Annotated in this window: 14 protein-coding genes; 12 read left to right on the top strand and 2 right to left on the bottom strand. The window is 71.2% G+C overall.

Annotated features, from left to right (window positions below):
* Positions 1–18: 18 nt before the first annotated feature.
* Complete coding sequence (locus ABZU99_RS07150; protein ID WP_356043613.1) at positions 19–1,671, bottom strand: hypothetical protein; 1,653 nt, start codon at positions 1,669–1,671, stop codon at positions 19–21.
* Between the two features lie 228 nt (positions 1,672–1,899).
* Complete coding sequence (locus ABZU99_RS07145) at positions 1,900–4,107, bottom strand: elongation factor G-like protein EF-G2 (protein WP_356043610.1); 2,208 nt, start codon at positions 4,105–4,107, stop codon at positions 1,900–1,902.
* 206 nt (positions 4,108–4,313) lie between these two features.
* Here ABZU99_RS07145 and pgsA point away from each other — a divergent pair, with 206 nt between their 5' ends.
* From pgsA to secD, 12 genes are all read left to right on the top strand, one after another.
* Positions 4,314–4,982, top strand: a complete 669-nt coding sequence (gene pgsA / locus ABZU99_RS07140; RefSeq protein ID WP_355941143.1) for a phosphatidylinositol phosphate synthase — start codon at positions 4,314–4,316, stop codon at positions 4,980–4,982.
* Positions 4,979–5,887, top strand: coding sequence for a phosphatidylinositol mannoside acyltransferase (locus ABZU99_RS07135; protein WP_355941146.1), 909 nt, complete (start codon positions 4,979–4,981; stop codon positions 5,885–5,887). Before pgsA ends, ABZU99_RS07135 begins: the two co-directional genes overlap by 4 nt.
* Positions 5,884–7,044 (top strand): glycosyltransferase family 4 protein, encoded by a 1,161-nt coding sequence (locus tag ABZU99_RS07130; protein WP_356043606.1) that lies wholly within the window; start codon positions 5,884–5,886, stop codon positions 7,042–7,044. Before ABZU99_RS07135 ends, ABZU99_RS07130 begins: the two co-directional genes overlap by 4 nt.
* Before the next feature lie 313 nt (positions 7,045–7,357).
* Positions 7,358–7,900: a hypothetical protein gene (locus ABZU99_RS07125; protein WP_356043603.1), complete on the top strand. Its 543-nt coding sequence runs from the start codon at positions 7,358–7,360 to the stop codon at positions 7,898–7,900.
* A gap of 216 nt (positions 7,901–8,116) precedes the next feature.
* The gene (gene pdxS, locus ABZU99_RS07120; RefSeq protein WP_355941155.1) at positions 8,117–9,037 is read left to right on the top strand and encodes a pyridoxal 5'-phosphate synthase lyase subunit PdxS; all 921 of its coding nucleotides are present in this window, start codon (positions 8,117–8,119) and stop codon (positions 9,035–9,037) included.
* Between the two features lie 105 nt (positions 9,038–9,142).
* Entirely contained in the window at positions 9,143–9,757 is a 615-nt protein-coding gene (gene pdxT / locus ABZU99_RS07115) for a pyridoxal 5'-phosphate synthase glutaminase subunit PdxT (RefSeq protein ID WP_356043888.1), read from the top strand.
* Between the two features lie 64 nt (positions 9,758–9,821).
* Positions 9,822–10,574 (top strand): YebC/PmpR family DNA-binding transcriptional regulator, encoded by a 753-nt coding sequence (locus tag ABZU99_RS07110; RefSeq protein ID WP_355941158.1) that lies wholly within the window; start codon positions 9,822–9,824, stop codon positions 10,572–10,574.
* A 143-nt stretch (positions 10,575–10,717) separates the two neighbouring features.
* A complete protein-coding gene (ruvC, locus tag ABZU99_RS07105) occupies positions 10,718–11,269 on the top strand; it encodes a crossover junction endodeoxyribonuclease RuvC (protein ID WP_356043600.1) in 552 nt (183 codons plus the stop codon).
* Positions 11,266–11,886: a Holliday junction branch migration protein RuvA gene (gene ruvA, locus ABZU99_RS07100; protein WP_356043597.1), complete on the top strand. Its 621-nt coding sequence runs from the start codon at positions 11,266–11,268 to the stop codon at positions 11,884–11,886. Before ruvC ends, ruvA begins: the two co-directional genes overlap by 4 nt.
* A 67-nt stretch (positions 11,887–11,953) precedes the next feature.
* On the top strand, positions 11,954–13,042 hold the full coding sequence (gene ruvB / locus ABZU99_RS07095) for a Holliday junction branch migration DNA helicase RuvB (protein ID WP_355941167.1): 1,089 nt from the start codon (positions 11,954–11,956) through the stop codon (positions 13,040–13,042).
* Positions 13,043–13,240: 198 nt separating this feature from the next.
* A complete protein-coding gene (yajC, locus tag ABZU99_RS07090; RefSeq protein WP_355941170.1) occupies positions 13,241–13,738 on the top strand; it encodes a preprotein translocase subunit YajC in 498 nt (165 codons plus the stop codon).
* Positions 13,739–13,885: 147 nt separating this feature from the next.
* Positions 13,886–15,643, top strand: a complete 1,758-nt coding sequence (secD, locus tag ABZU99_RS07085; RefSeq protein WP_355941173.1) for a protein translocase subunit SecD — start codon at positions 13,886–13,888, stop codon at positions 15,641–15,643.

Here is a 15,643-nt window from a genome sequence, read left to right as displayed (position 1 = left end):
GCAAGGGGCCGCACGACCTCACGCGTCGTACAGATCGGCCTTCTTCGGGGCGGCCTCCTGCACCTGGCCGCTGAGCACCAGCGAGCGGCTGCCGAACCGCTCGGTGTCCACGCCGTGGTGCTTGAGCACCCCGATGGCCGCCTCATGGACCACGCGCAGCACGGGCGTGGCCGCCCGCAGCGCGTCGTCGGCCATGAAGCGGTGCCGCCAGGGCTTGTCCGCCCAGGCGTGGCGCACGCCGAACGGCTCCGGGAGGACGAGCTTGCCGCCCAGGTGGTCCAGCATCGGCGGATACCAGGTGAAGGGGGCGCGTGCGGCCAGCCGCACGACCTCCCGGGGCTTCACGAGCGGCAGGGGGACGGCCTTGGTCTCCCAGAACCGGAAGGTCTTGGAGACGGTCTTCGTGGGCGCCGTGGGCTTGCTGGTGAACAGCGGGTGCACCGGGCCCAGCGCGTGGCCGGTGACCTCGATCCGCAGCGTCTTGTGCAGCAGCGTCACCGTGATCATCAGGGTGATCACCAATTGGCCGTCCCAGAGCACGAACTGCACACCCAGATAGTGCCGGTCACCGGCGCCGAACTGCTGCTGGTCGCAGATGCGCTGCAGCTCGACGCCCTTTATCTGGAACCCTTCCTCCTCGGAGGTGCCGCCGCGCTCGACCGCCTTCGCCCCCTCGCCGATCGGCGAGACCACCCAATGGCGCACGGATGGCGTGGGGAAGCCACCGGTGTGCAGCGGGGTGCGCTCCAGCATGCGCAGCTGGTCGTGGATCGCCCGTATGACGTCCCAGCTGCGGAAGGGGTCGATCTCCTTGTCCGGTTCGGCGGAGACCAGGTCCTCGGCCAGCTGCCAGCTGCCCCATCGGGTGCCCATGCCCAATATGCCCTTGGGGCCGGCGTAGAAGACCACATTGCTGTGCTGCTCGGCGGTGAGCTTGTGCAGCGCCTTGCGCAGCTCCTCGGCGGATGTCTGGCCCGGGTGGTTGGGCACCGTCTCGGGCACCTTGGCGCCGATGCCGCCGCCCGAGAGCAGTCCGTCCCAGGAGTCCCTGAGCTCCTTGGCGGTGCGCTCGCAGATCTGCTTGGCGATGTACCAGCCGATCAGGGGGGCGACCACGACGCCCCGCAGATAGATGCCCCAGAAGCCGCCGAAGGGCAGCTTGATCAGGAAGATGGCGACCATCACTCCGAGCGCCACGAGCAGCGCGGTGCCGAGCGCCCCCATCCGCTTGTCCTGGGCGCCGGCGACCGAGCGGCGCAGCTGGAAGGCGCCGAGCCAGAGCAGCACCCCGGGGAGGAACAGCAGCCCGAAGATCAGCATGACGGCGGTGAGCCGGGCGTCGCGGGCCTTGCGGATGCGGTTGGCGGCCAGGCAGTGCTCGACGACCGTCTGGGGCTCGGTGCCGAACGACTGGATCACCTGGGCCCGGTCGCCGCCCAGCATCCTGCTCTGGACCGCGCGCGCGAACGCCTCGCCCAGGTTCGGCTCGAAGAGCGAGATCTTCGGCGCCTTGACCTCCGAGACCGTCCACTCGGAATTGGCCTCGAGCAGCTTTGCCACGGGGTCGTCGCGGTAGGCGGCCGAGGCGAGTGCCTGTGTCGCCGCCGTCTGTCCCGCCGCCCCCGAGAGGGGGACCTGCGCCCCGGGACTGAAGTCGAATCCGTCCGTCACCAACGCCCCCAATAAGGCCCGCCGCTTGCGCTGCGACCTCAGCGTATCGGGGGTGTGCACCGCCTGTCGCCAGGGCGTCCACGCCTGTGGAAAACCGCCCCCCGGACAACCGCCTCGGACAACCGCCTCGGACAACCGCCTCGGACAACCGTCCCGGGCGGCCGACTCCGGGCAGCGGCCTGTGGACAGCCGCCCGCCCCGGCGTGGTTGGGACGGGCGGCCGGTGAACTATGCCTCGACCGTCGCGCGTTCGCGCATGCGCTCGGCCAGCTGATGAGGCATCGGCTCATGCCGGGCGTACGAGCGGCTGAACCGCCCGGTGCCGTGCGAGAGCGAGCGGAGATCGACCGCGTACCGCCCGATCTCGATCTCCGGCACCTCCGCCTTGATCAGGGTCTGGCCGCCGCCCGCCTGCTCGGTGCCGACGACCCGGCCGCGGCGCCCGGACAGATCGCTCATGACCGCGCCGACGTAGTCGTCCGAGACCAGGACGCCCAGCTCGACGACCGGCTCCAGCAGGTCGATACGGGCGTCGGCGGCCGCCTCGCGCAGCGCGAGCGCGCCCGCCGTCTGGAAGGCGGCGTCGGAGGAGTCCACCGAGTGGGCCTTGCCGTCCAGCAGCGTGACCCGCACATCGACCAGGGGGTATCCGGCGGCCACCCCACGCGCCGCCTGGCTGCGCACGCCCTTCTCGACGGACGGGATGAACTGCCGGGGCACCGCCCCGCCGACGACCTTGTCCACGAACTCGATGCCCGAGCCGCCCGGCAGCGGATCCACCTCTATTTCGCAGATCGCGTACTGGCCGTGGCCGCCGGACTGTTTGACGTGCCGGCCGCGCCCGGCGGACTTGACGCCGAACGTCTCGCGCAGTGACACCTTGTACGGGACCGCGTCCACCTGCACGCCGTACCGGGTGCGCAGCCGCTCCAGCGCGACGTCCATATGGGCCTCGCCCAGGCACCAGAGCACCACCTGATGGGTGTCCGGATTCTGCTCCAGGCGCATCGTCGGGTCCTCGGCGACGAGCCGGGCCAGGCCCAGGGACATCTTGTCCTCGTCCGGTTTGCTGTGCGCCTGGATGGCCACCGGCAGCAGCGGGTCGGGCATCTGCCAGGGCTCCATGAGAAGCGGCTGGTCCTTGGCCGAGAGCGTGTCGCCGGTCTCGGCGCGGTTCAGCTTGGCCACACACGCCAGGTCGCCCGCGATGGCCTGGGCGAGGGTGCGCTGCTGTTTGCCGAAGGGCATGGAGAGGGCGCCGACCCGCTCGTCCACGTCGTGGTCCTCGTGGCCGCGGTCCGCCAGACCATGCCCGGAGACATGCACGGTCTCATCGGGGCGCAGCGTCCCGGAGAAGAGCCGTACCAGCGAAATCCGGCCGACATACGGGTCGGAGGAGGTCTTGACGACCTCGGCGGCCAGTGGCCCCTCCGGGTCGCAGATCAGCGGCGGTCGCGCGGCGCCCTGCGGGGTGGTGACGGCGGGTGCCTCGCGCTCCAGCGGAGTGGGGAAGCCGCCGGTGATCAGCTCCAGCAGCTCGGTGGTGCCCAGGCCCTGCTTGGAGCCCTCGGCGGCGGGCGCGGCGGCCAGCACCGGGTGGAAGCGGCCGCGGGCGACGGCCTTCTCCAGATCCTCGATCAGCGTCTTGACGTCGATCTCCTCGCCGCCGAGATAGCGGTCCATGAGGGTCTCGTCCTCGCTCTCGGCGATGATCCCCTCGATGAGCCGGTTCCGGGCCTCCTCGATCAGCGGCAGCTGGTCGGGGCCGGGCGGCGCCTCGGTCCGTACGCCCGAGGCGTAGTCGAAGACCCGCTGGGAGAGCAGGCCGATCAGCCCGGTCACGGGGGCGTGCCCGTCCGGTGCCGGTTCGCCGCGCAGCGGCAGATACAGCGGCAGCACGGCGTCGGGGTCGTCACCGCCGAAGGTCTCCCGGCACAGCTCGGTCATGTCCTCGAAGCCGGCGCGCGCCGCCTCCAGGTGTGTGATCACGATGGCGCGCGGCATGCCGACCGCCGCGCACTCCTCCCACACCATGCGGGTGGCCCCGGCGATGCCCACGGCGTCCTGGGCCGCCGAGACGATGAAGAGGGCCGCGTCCGCTGCCCGCAGACCGGCCCTGAGCTCCCCGACGAAGTCGGCGTATCCCGGAGTGTCCAGGAGATTGATCTTCACCCCGCCCCATTCGACGGGGACCAGGGACAGCTGCACCGACCGTTGCTGCCGGTGCTCGATCTCGTCGTAGTCGGAGAGGCAGCCGCCGTTCTCGACCCTGCCCGCCCGGTTGACCGCGCCCGTCGCCAGCGCGAGGGCTTCCACCAGCGTCGTCTTTCCGGTCCCGCTGTGGCCGACCAGCACCACATTCCGCAGAGAGCTGGGCCGGTCGGCCGCCGCTGCCCTTCCGGCGGCCCCTGGGTGCGTACCTGTCTTGTCGCCCATGTGTCTCGCCTCCCGGTCGACACCTTGCGATACTTCGAGCTTTCCACCGCGGTAACGGTGCGTCCATACGTCGCACATCCAGGCGGTCCGCGGGCGTGGTCCGGGAGCTGTCCGACAGGTGCACGGTGGCCCTGCGGCGCCTGGCTACGATGGGCGCGCCGGTGGTTTCTTGACCATCCGGCCCGTATCGACCCTTCGGGAAGGCCATGCTGAACAAGTACGCGCGTGCTTTCTTCACGCGTGTTCTCACACCGTTCGCCGCCCTGCTCATCCGGCTCGGGGTCAGCCCCGACGCGGTGACCCTCGTCGGAACCGGTGGGGTGTGCGCGGGCGCGCTGGTCTTCTACCCCCGGGGCGAGTTCTTCTGGGGCACGGTCGTCATCACGCTCTTCGTCTTCTCCGACCTGGTCGACGGCAATATGGCGCGGCAGTTGGGGCGCTCCAGCCGTTGGGGCGCGTTCCTGGACTCGACGCTGGACCGGGTCGCGGACGGTGCGATCTTCGGCGGTCTGGCGTTGTGGTACGCGGGCCTGGGCGAGGACAATGTGCTGTGTGCGGTGACGATTTTCTGCCTCGCCAGCGGCCAGGTGGTCTCGTACACCAAGGCGCGCGGCGAGAGTATCGGGCTGCCGGTGAACGTCAACGGGCTGGTGGAGCGTGCCGAGCGGCTGGTGATCTCGCTGGTGGCCTGTGGTCTCTCCGGGCTGCACACGTTCGGCGTGCCGCATATCGACATCCTGCTTCCGATCGCGTTGTGGATCGTCGCGGTGGGCAGCGCGGTGACCCTCGTCCAGCGCGTGGTGACCGTGCGCAGGGAGGCCGCCGAGGCCGACGCGGCGGAGCAGACGGTGCCCCGGGGGGGTGAGGCGCGGTGAAGGACAGGCTGACCGACGCGCTGTACGGGCTCGGCTGGAGCACGGTCAAGAAGCTCCCCGAGCCGGTCGCGGTGCGTCTGGGGCAGCGCGTCGCCGATCAGGTGTGGAAGCGGCGCGGCAAGGGCGTGCTGCGGCTGGAGGCCAATCTCGCGCGCGTGGTCCCGGACGCCTCCGCGCGGCGCCTGGCGGAGCTGTCGCGGGCGGGCATGCGTTCGTACACGCGCTACTGGATGGAGTCCTTCCGGCTCCCGACGTGGAGCCCGGAGCGCATACAGAGCGGCATCGACATCAAGGACCTGCATTATCTGGTGGACGGTCTCGCCACTGGCCGCGGAGTGGTCCTCGCGCTGCCTCACATGGGCAACTACGACCTCGCCGGGGCCTGGGTCACCACCCACCTCGGGGTGCCCTTCACGACCGTCGCGGAGCGGCTGAAGCCGGAGACGCTGTACGACCGCTTCGTGGCCTACCGCGAGGGGCTGGGCATGGAGGTGCTGCCACACCAGGGCGGAGCCGCGTTCGGGACGCTGGCGCGGCGGCTGCGCGCGGGCGGTCTGGTGTGTCTGGTCGCCGACCGGGATCTGTCGGCGTCGGGCGTGGCGGTGTCGTTCTTCGGCGAGCGGGCGAAGATGCCCGCCGGGCCCGCCGCGCTCGCCCAGCAGACCGGGGCGCTGCTGCTGCCGGTCACGCTCTGGTACGACGAGTCCCCGGTCATGCGGGGGCGGGTGCATCCGCCGGTCGAGGTGCCCGGGGACGGGAACCGCGCGCAGCGCACCGCCGTCATGACCCAGGAGGTCGCCGACGCGTTCGCCGAGGGGATCGCCGAGCACCCCGAGGACTGGCACATGCTGCAGCGGCTGTGGCTCAAGGACCTCGACCGGAGCCCCGGAATGGAGAAGCCTTGAGGATCGGGATCGTCTGCCCGTACTCCTGGGATGTCCCAGGCGGCGTCCAGTTCCACATCCGCGATCTGGCCGAGCATCTGATCCGGCGCGGCCACCAGGTCTCCGTGCTGGCCCCGGCGGACGACGAGACGCCGCTGCCGCCGTATGTCGTCTCCGCCGGGCGTGCCGTGCCGGTGCCGTACAACGGCTCCGTCGCGCGGCTCAACTTCGGCTTTCTGTCGGCCGCGCGGGTGCGACGCTGGCTGCACGACGGCGCCTTCGAGGTCATCCACATCCACGAGCCCACCTCGCCCTCCCTTGGGCTGCTCGCCTGCTGGGCGGCCCAGGGGCCGATCGTGGCGACCTTCCACACCTCCAATCCGCGCTCCCGGGCCATGATCGCGGCGTATCCGATCCTGCAACCCGCGCTGGAGAAGATCAGCGCGCGGATCGCGGTGAGCGAGTACGCGCGGCGGACGCTGGTCGAGCATCTGGGCGGCGACGCGGTCGTCATCCCCAACGGCGTCGATGTGGGCTTCTTCGCGGACGCGGAGCCAAAGGAGGAGTGGCAGGGGGACACCATCGGCTTCATCGGCCGCATCGATGAGCCCCGTAAGGGCCTTCCGGTGCTGATCCGGGCCCTGCCGAAGATCTTCGAGGCGCGGCCCGGGGCGCGGCTGCTGATCGCCGGGCGCGGCGACGAGAAGGAGGCCGTGGCCACTCTGCCCGCGGCGCTGCGCGAGCGCGTCGAGTTCCTGGGGATGGTCAGCGACGCGGACAAGGCGCGGCTGCTGCGCAGCGTCGACGTGTACATCGCGCCGAACACCGGAGGCGAGAGCTTCGGCATCATCCTCGTGGAGGCCATGTCGGCGGGGGCGGCGGTGCTGGCCAGCGATCTGGACGCGTTCGCGCAGGTGCTGGACGGGGGAGCGGCGGGGGAGCTCTTCGCCAACGAGGACGCCGATGCGCTGGCCGAGGCCGCGGTGCGGCTGCTGGGGGACGCGGACCGGCTGGCCGAGCTGCGGGAGCGGGGCAGCCGGCACGTACGGCGCTTCGACTGGTCGACGGTCGGCGCCGACATTCTCGCGGTCTACGAGACGGTGACGGACGGCTCGGCGTCCGTGGCCGCCGATGACCGTCTCGGGCTCCGTGCCCGGCTGGGGCTCGCCCGCGGTTAGATGACCGTTTCGGGCTCCGCGCCCGGCTGGGGCTCGCCGGCGGTTGGATGACCGTTTCGGGCTCTGCGCCCGGCTGGGGCTCGCCCGCGGCTAGGGCGCCCATGGGCTGCGGTAGCGCGGCGCTGAGCCACCACCGGCTGGCCGTTCCGTCGGGCCCGCGGACGGCGGCGCCCGGGCCGCCCCCTACCGACCGTGCTCCCATGCGCCGAAGGCGCGAGACGGCGCCGCGCCTGACCGAGCCGGGCAACCTGTCCAAGGCCCAGCCCGGTACGGGGGCGGAGCCCAAAGGCGGTAGGCGGTAGCGTGGCGGGCCGTGAGCACCTTGATCTGGATCGCGGTCGCCCTGGTCCTCGTGGCCGTCTATCTGAGCTGGACCGCGGGGCGGCTGGACCGGTTGCACAGCCGGCTGGACGCGGCGCGGGCCGCGCTCGACGCGCAGTTGCTGCGGCGGGCCTCGGTCGCGCAGGAGCTGGCCACCGCTGGACTGCTCGACCCCGCCGCCTCGATCGTGCTGTATGAGGCCGCGCACGCGGCCCGGCAGGCCGAGGAGGAGCACCGCGAGGTCGCGGAGAGCGAGCTGAGCCAGGCGCTGCGCGCCGTGTTCGAGGAGAGTGCGCAGGCCGATGCCGTACGGGAGGCGCCGGGCGGTGAAGAGGCGCTGGGGGAGCTGACGGAGGCGGTGCGGCGGGTGCCGATGGCACGGCGGTTCCACAACGACGCGGTGCGCGCGGCGCGGGCGCTGCGTCGCCATCGCGCGGTGCGCTGGTTCCGGCTGGCGGGGCACGCTCCGTTTCCGCTCGCCTTCGAGATGGACGATGAGCTTCCGGCGGCCCTCGCGGAGCGCGCCGGCTACTGACGGAGCGCGCCGGCTACTGACCGAGGCAGTCGGACACCGGCCGCCTTTGAGCCACCGGCCTTCGATTGGCCCTTGCCGAGCCCCGGCCCCACCCGCTTTTGTCATTGGTGTAGCACAGGCGCCTGCGACCTGGACCGGATGGCCGGGTCATGAACGGGTATCGAACGAGCCTACGATGGGCTCATCGCACTTTTCATTACCGAGTGAGGTCAAACCGTGTCCATCACGCCCGCCAGCACGTCCAACTCCGAGGCTCCCGCGACCGGCACCGCCCGCGTCAAGCGCGGCATGGCCGAGCAGCTCAAGGGTGGCGTGATCATGGATGTGGTCACGCCCGAGGAAGCCAAGATCGCCGAGGATGCCGGTGCCGTCGCGGTGATGGCCCTTGAGCGCGTTCCGGCCGACATCCGCAAGGACGGCGGCGTGGCCCGGATGTCCGACCCGGACATGATCGACGGCATCATCAGCGCGGTCTCCATCCCGGTCATGGCCAAGTCCCGGATCGGCCACTTCGTCGAGGCGCAGGTTCTGCAGGCCCTCGGCGTCGACTACATCGACGAGTCCGAGGTCCTCACCCCGGCCGACGAGGTCAACCACAGCGACAAGTGGTCCTTCACCACCCCGTTCGTCTGCGGTGCCACCAACCTGGGCGAGGCGCTGCGCCGGATCGCCGAGGGCGCCGCGATGATCCGTTCCAAGGGCGAGGCCGGCACCGGCAACGTCGTCGAGGCGGTCCGCCACCTGCGTCAGATCAAGGGCGAGATCGCCCGGCTGCGCGGCCTGGACAACCATGAGCTGTACGCGGCGGCCAAGGAACTGCGCGCCCCGTACGAGCTGGTCGCCGAGGTCGCGCGGACCGGCAAGCTGCCGGTCGTCCTGTTCTCGGCCGGCGGTGTCGCCACCCCGGCCGACGCCGCGCTGATGCGCCAGCTCGGCGCGGAGGGCGTGTTCGTGGGCTCCGGCATCTTCAAGTCCGGCGACCCGGCAAAGCGCGCCGCCGCGATCGTGAAGGCCACCACCTTCTACGACGACCCGAAGGTCATCGCCGACGCGTCCCGCGACCTGGGTGAGGCCATGGTCGGCATCAACTGCGACACCCTCCCCGAGGCCGAGCGGTACGCCAACCGCGGCTGGTAACCGGCGCCGTACGGCGCCCCATGGCACCACGCGTCCCGGTGGACGCGTGGTGCCCCTGACGTCCGAGAGGTACTTCGCTCCGTGACTACGTCGTCCACGTCGTCCATGTCGTCCACGTCGGCCACCGCGTCCCACGCCCCCGTCGTCGGTGTGCTCGCCCTCCAGGGCGATGTCCGCGAGCATCTGGCCGCGCTCGCCGCGTCCGGGGTGCAGGGCCGGCCGGTGCGCCGCCCCGAGGAGCTCGCCGAGGTCGCCGGTCTGGTGATCCCCGGTGGTGAGTCCACCACCATGTCCAAGCTCGCGGTCGCCTTCGGGCTGCTGGAGCCGCTGCGCGAGCGGGTGCGGGCGGGCCTGCCGGTGTACGGCACGTGCGCGGGCATGATCATGGTCGCGAACAAGATCCTCGACGGCCGGGACGACCAGGAGACCATCGGCGGCATCGACATGATCGTGCGCCGTAACGCCTTCGGCAGGCAGAACGAGTCCTTCGAGGCCGAGGTCGGGATCAAGGGCATCGAGGGCGGCCCGGTCGAGGGCGTCTTCATCCGGGCGCCCTGGGTCGAGTCCGTGGGAGGAGAGGCCGAGGTGCTCGCGACCTACGGCGGCCATACTGTCGCCGTCCGGCAGGGCAGCGTCCTCGCGACGTCCTTCCACCCCGAGCTGACCGGTGACCACCGGGTCCACGCGCTCTTCGTGGACATGATCCGCGCCGCAAGCTGACGGGGGATCCCGGTAGGATCTCAGGCGTTCGTACAGCAATGGGTTACGCGAAGGAGACAGGCGGATGTCCGGCCACTCTAAATGGGCTACGACCAAGCACAAGAAGGCCGTGATCGATGCCAAGCGCGGCAAGCTCTTCGCGAAGCTGATCAAGAACATCGAGGTCGCGGCCCGTACCGGCGGCGCCGACCTGGACGGTAACCCGACGCTCTTCGACGCCGTCCAGAAGGCGAAGAAGTCCTCGGTTCCGAACAAGAACATCGACAGCGCGGTCAAGCGCGGCGCCGGTCTGGAAGCGGGCGGCGCCGATTACGAGACGATCATGTACGAGGGCTACGGCCCCAACGGCGTGGCCGTGCTCATCGAGTGCCTGACCGACAACCGCAACCGCGCAGCCTCCGACGTCCGCGTCGCGATGACGCGCAACGGCGGTTCGATGGCCGACCCGGGCTCGGTCTCCTACCTGTTCAACCGCAAGGGCGTGGTCATCGTCCCCAAGGGCGACCTCACCGAGGACGACGTGCTGGCCGCGGTCCTGGAGGCGGGCGCCGAGGAGGTCAACGACCTCGGTGAGTCCTTCGAGGTGATCAGCGAGGCCACCGACCTGGTCGCGGTCCGCAGCGCACTCCAGGCCGCGGACATCGACTACGACTCGGCCGAGGCCAACTTCGTGCCCACCATGCAGGTGCAGCTCGAGGAGGAGGGCGCGCGCAAGATCTTCAAGCTGATCGACGCGCTCGAGGACAGCGACGACGTGCAGAACGTCTTCGCCAACTTCGATGTCTCCGACGAGGTCATGGCCAAGGTGGACGCCTGAGGCCTGAGGGCATCTCAGCACGCGCGGGGCGGCGGGTCGGCGGGGACACACCCCACCGGCCCGTCGGCGTTGTCGGTGGCAGCCGCTAGCCTGCAGGAACAGTTGACCGACTGGCTGTGAGCGGCCGTGAGGGGAGGGGTGCCGTGCGCGTGCTGGGCGTGGACCCGGGGCTGACCCGGTGCGGCATCGGCGTGGTCGAGGGGGTCGGGGGCCGCCCGCTGCGGATGCTCGGCGTCGGCGTCGTACGGACCCCGGCGGACGCCCTGATCAGCGACCGGCTCGTCCTCATCGAGCGCGGCATCGAGGAGTGGCTGGACGCGCACCGGCCCGAATTCGTCGCCGTCGAGCGGGTGTTCAGCCAGCACAATGTGCGCACCGTGATGGGCACCGCCCAGGCCAGCGCTGTCGCGATGCTGTGTGCGGCCCGCCGGGGACTGCCGGTCGCGCTGCACACCCCCAGCGAGGTCAAGGCCGCTGTCACCGGATCCGGGCGCGCCGACAAGGCGCAGGTGGGCGCCATGGTCACCCGGCTGCTGCGGCTCGACGCCCCGCCCAGACCGGCCGACGCCGCCGACGCCCTGGCGCTCGCCATCTGCCACATCTGGCGGGCGCCCGCGCAGAACCGGCTGCAGCAGGCCGTCGCCGCCCACCGCACCCTTGGCTCACCGCGCTCCACGAAAGGCCGTATGTCATGATCGCGTTCGTCTCGGGCCCGGTCGCGGCCCTCGGCCCGGACACCGCCGTGGTCGAGGTCGGCGGCGTCGGCATGGCGGTCAAGTGCGCCCCGGCCACTCTGTCCGGGCTCCGCGTCGGCCGGCAGGCCCGGCTCGCCACCTCCCTCGTGGTCCGTGAGGACTCGCTGACGCTCTACGGCTTCGCGGACGACGACGAGCGCCAGGTCTTCGAGCTGCTCCAGACCGCCAGCGGGGTCGGCCCCCGGCTGGCCCAGGCCATGCTGGCCGTGCACTCCCCGGACGCGCTGCGGCTCGCGGTGTCCACCGGGGACGAGAAGGCGCTCACCGCCGTACCCGGCATCGGCAAGAAGGGCGCGCAGCGGCTGCTGCTGGAGCTCAAGGACCGGCTGGGCGGGCCGGTCGGCGCCACCGTGCCGGGCGCTCGGTCCGCAGCCGCCGTCGGCTGGAGCGATCAGCTGCACACCGCGCTGGTCGGCCTCGGTTATGCCACCCGGGAGGCCGAGGAGGCGGTGGCCGCCGTCACCCCGCAGGCCGAGGCGGCCATGGCCGCGGGCGACGCGCCCCAGGTGGCCCAGCTGCTGCGGGCCGCCCTGCAGACCCTGAACCGCACACGGTGAGCGGCCGTCGGCGCGGCGCGCCGCGACCGGTGGGACCGCTCGAGACGACATCGCGAGGCGAAACGCAGTGAACTGGGACGAGACCGCACCGGCCACCGCCGACGACGCCCTGCCCGGTGCGGGCAACCGGCTGGTGGGCGCTGACGCCGACGGCGAGGACCAGGCGGTGGAGGCCGCGCTGCGCCCCAAGGACCTCGGCGAGTTCGTCGGGCAGGAGCGGGTGCGGGAGCAGCTGGACCTGGTGCTCAAGGCGGCCCGGCAGCGGGGCGGCACGGCCGACCATGTGCTGCTCTCGGGCGCGCCCGGCCTGGGCAAGACCACCCTTTCGATGATCATCGCCGCCGAGATGGGTGCCCCGATCCGGATCACCTCCGGCCCGGCCATCCAGCACGCGGGCGATCTGGCCGCGATCCTCTCCTCCCTCACCGAGGGCGAGGTGCTCTTCCTCGACGAGATCCACCGGATGTCCCGGCCCGCCGAGGAGATGCTCTATATGGCGATGGAGGACTTCCGGGTCGACGTCATCGTCGGCAAGGGGCCCGGCGCCACCGCCATCCCGCTGGAGCTTCCGGCCTTCACGCTGGTCGGCGCGACCACCCGGGCCGGGCTGCTGCCGCCCCCGCTGCGCGACCGCTTCGGCTTCACCGGTCATATGGAGTTCTACGCCCCGGCCGAGCTGGAGCGCGTCATCCACCGCTCCGCGGGGCTGCTCGACGTCACCATCGAGGCCGAGGGCGCTGCCGAGATCGCCGGCCGCTCGCGCGGCACACCCCGTATCGCCAACCGGCTGCTGCGCCGGGTGCGCGACTATGCCCAGGTCAAGGCGGACGGCGTGATCACGCGGGAGATCGCCGCGCGCGCCCTGGCGGTCTACGACGTGGACGGCCGCGGGCTCGACCGGCTGGACCGCGCTGTGCTGAGCGCCCTGCTCAAGTTGTTCGGTGGCGGCCCGGTGGGGCTGTCCACGCTGGCCGTGGCGGTGGGGGAGGAGCGCGAGACGGTCGAGGAGGTCGCGGAGCCGTTCCTGGTGCGGGAGGGGCTGCTGGCCCGTACCCCCCGGGGGAGGGTCGGGACGCCCGCGGCCTGGGATCATCTGGGGCTCACCCCGCCGCGGCAGGGCGCCGGCGGGGGTCAGGCGGGCCTGTTCGAGGGCTAAGCGCGCGCTTACCCGGCATCATGGCCAGGAGGGCGAATAATGGCGGGGTCAGGAACCCGGGTGCCGCGCCGAGCGTTGTTCCATAGGCGCGGGCTCGCTTAGACTCCGCCGATGCCGTCCGTATGCCGTGATCCGTCGGCATACCCATCCCCGTAGACCAGGCCGCTCCCCGCGGTCGTGCGAAGGAATCTCCGTCCCGTGAATATCGTGACTCTCCTGCCGTTCATCGTGCTCATCGGGGCCATGTTCCTGATGACCCGATCGGCCAAGAACAAGCAGCGCCAGGCCGCGCAGATGCGCGATCAGATGCAGCCGGGCACCGGCGTGCGGACCATCGGCGGCATGTACGCCACGGTCAAGGAGGTCCACGACGACACGGTCCTCCTCGAGGTGGCCCCCGGCGTCCACGCGATCTACGCGAAGAACGCGGTGGGTGCGGTCCTCGAGGACTCCGAGTACAACCGGATCGTGCACGGCATCGACCCCGATGAGGCCGGCGCCCCCGTCGTCCCCGACGACGCCTCCTCGCTGACCGCGGCCCCCGACGCCGACGATTCCTCCGCCGACAAGGCCGGCACCGCCGTCGACGCGGACGAGAAGGGCGACGTCAAGAAGATCGACCTGGGTAAGCAGGACGCCGACGAGGCGGACTCGGCCGAGGGCGGCAAGCGGGACGGCAGCACCGACGCGAAGTAGTCCGTACCGGGAACCACGGCGCACCACCGCTCGGTGCGTCGTGGTTCCCTGACGGTCTAGGCTCCGGCGGGGGCTCGTCCCCACAAGACTTCGTGGCCGCCCGGCGCACAGCCGATGCGGGGCGGTTGGACAGGGAGATACGAGAAGGTGGCAGCACCGAAGAAGGGCCGCAAGGCCTCCGGGTCACAGGGCAGGCCCGGGCGTGCCTTGGCCGTGATCCTGATCGCCATCGTGGCGCTGACCGGGGGGATGTTCGTCTCCGGTCACACCACGCCGCGATTGGGCATCGACCTCGCGGGTGGCACCAGCTTCACGCTGGAGGCCAAGAACCAGCCGGGCAAGCCCAACGCGATCAACACGGACAACATGAACACCGCCGTGAGCATCATCGAGCGGCGGGTCAACGGTCTGGGTGTGTCCGAGGCCGAGGTCCAGACGCAGGGCGACAAGCACATCATCGTGAACATCCCCAAGGGGACGGACGCGAAGCAGGCCCGGCAGCAGGTCGGCACCACCGCTCAGCTCTACTTCCGTCCGGTGGTCACCACCACCCAGCCGGGCCAGAAGCCCGCCCAGCCCACCCCGACCCCCTCGGCCGGCGCCAGTGACAAGGACAAGGGCGGCAAGAGCGACAAGGGTGGCAAGAACGACGGCGGCAAGGCGTCCAGCACGCCGTCCGCGTCCGCCAGCACCCAGGGGCGACCGCTCTCCCAGGGCCTGAAGGCCGACAAGACGCCGAGCGCGTCCCAGAGCCCCACGCCCTCCAAGACCCCCAAGGGCGAGCAGTCCAAGAAGCCGTCGGGCTCCTCCGGCCCGAAGGTCGACTGCACCACCGACAAGGGGCGGGCCGCGGCGGCCGAGAAGGCGGCCAACGCCAAGCCGAGCGACACCATCACGGCCTGCGGCCAGAAGGACGACCCCCGCCAGTTCGTCCTCGGCCCCTCCCAGGTCGAGGGCACTGACGTCGACGACGCCTCGGCCGTCTTCGAGACCCAGAACGCGTCGGGCTGGATCGTGCAGCTCGACTTCAACAACAAGGGCTCCAAGAAGTTCTCCAGCGTGACCAGCAAGCTGGCGACCCAGCAGCCCCCGCAGAACCGCTTTGCGATCGTCCTCGACGGCGAGGTCGTCTCCGACCCCGAGGTCAACACGGCCATCACCGGCGGCCGGGCCACCATCTCCGGCGGCTTCACCCAGCAGAGCGCCGAAGACCTGGCCAATGTGCTGTCCTACGGCGCACTGCCGCTGTCCTTCGACATCGCGGACGAGACCACCGTCTCCGCCGCGCTCGGCGGTGAACAGCTGCATGCCGGTCTGATCGCCGGCGCCATCGGCATGGCCCTCGTGGTCATCTACCTGGTCGTCTACTACCGCGGTCTGGCCCTGGTGGCCATGGCCAGCCTCGGGGTCTCCGCGATCCTGACCTACACGATCATGGTGCTGCTCGGCCCGGGCATCGGCTTCGCGCTGAACCTGCCGGCCGTCTGCGGTGCGATCGTGGCCATCGGTATCACCGCCGACTCGTTCATCGTCTACTTCGAGCGGATCCGCGACGAGATCCGGGAGGGCCGCTCGCTGCGCCCCGCCGTCGAGCGCGGCTGGCCGCGAGCCCGGCGCACCATCCTGGTGTCGGACTTCGTGTCGTTCCTGGCCGCCGCGGTGCTCTACATCGTCACCGTCGGCAAGGTGCAGGGCTTCGCCTTCACCCTGGGGCTGACCACGCTCCTCGACGTCGCGGTGGTTTTCCTGTTCACCAAGCCGCTGATGACGATCCTCGCCCGCCGCCCGTTCTTCGGGAACGGCCACCCGTGGTCCGGTCTGGACCCCAAGCGTCTCGGGGCCAAACCGTCACTGCGTCGCCGTCGCCCCGCCGCCCCCGGCCCCGCCGACACGAAGGAGGCGTGA

The organism is Streptomyces sp. NPDC005266 (genome assembly GCF_040607655.1).
Lineage (GTDB): Bacteria > Actinomycetota > Actinomycetes > Streptomycetales > Streptomycetaceae > Streptomyces.
The sequence above is the reverse complement of the archived record's forward strand: the minus strand, read 5'-3'. Positions and strand labels throughout refer to the sequence as shown.

Bases quoted from the DNA above. Each gene is read 5' to 3' on its own strand.
- ABZU99_RS07145 (WP_356043610.1), bottom strand. From the start codon at position 4,107: ATGGGCGACAAGACAGGTACGCACCCAGGGGCCGCCGGAAGGGCAGCG.
- pgsA (WP_355941143.1), top strand. From the start codon at position 4,314: ATGCTGAACAAGTACGCGCGTGCTTTCTTCACGCGTGTTCTCACACCG.
- pdxT (WP_356043888.1), top strand. From the start codon at position 9,143: ATGTCGTCCACGTCGGCCACCGCGTCCCACGCCCCCGTCGTCGGTGTG.
- ABZU99_RS07110 (WP_355941158.1), top strand. From the start codon at position 9,822: ATGTCCGGCCACTCTAAATGGGCTACGACCAAGCACAAGAAGGCCGTG.
- ruvA (WP_356043597.1), top strand. From the start codon at position 11,266: ATGATCGCGTTCGTCTCGGGCCCGGTCGCGGCCCTCGGCCCGGACACC.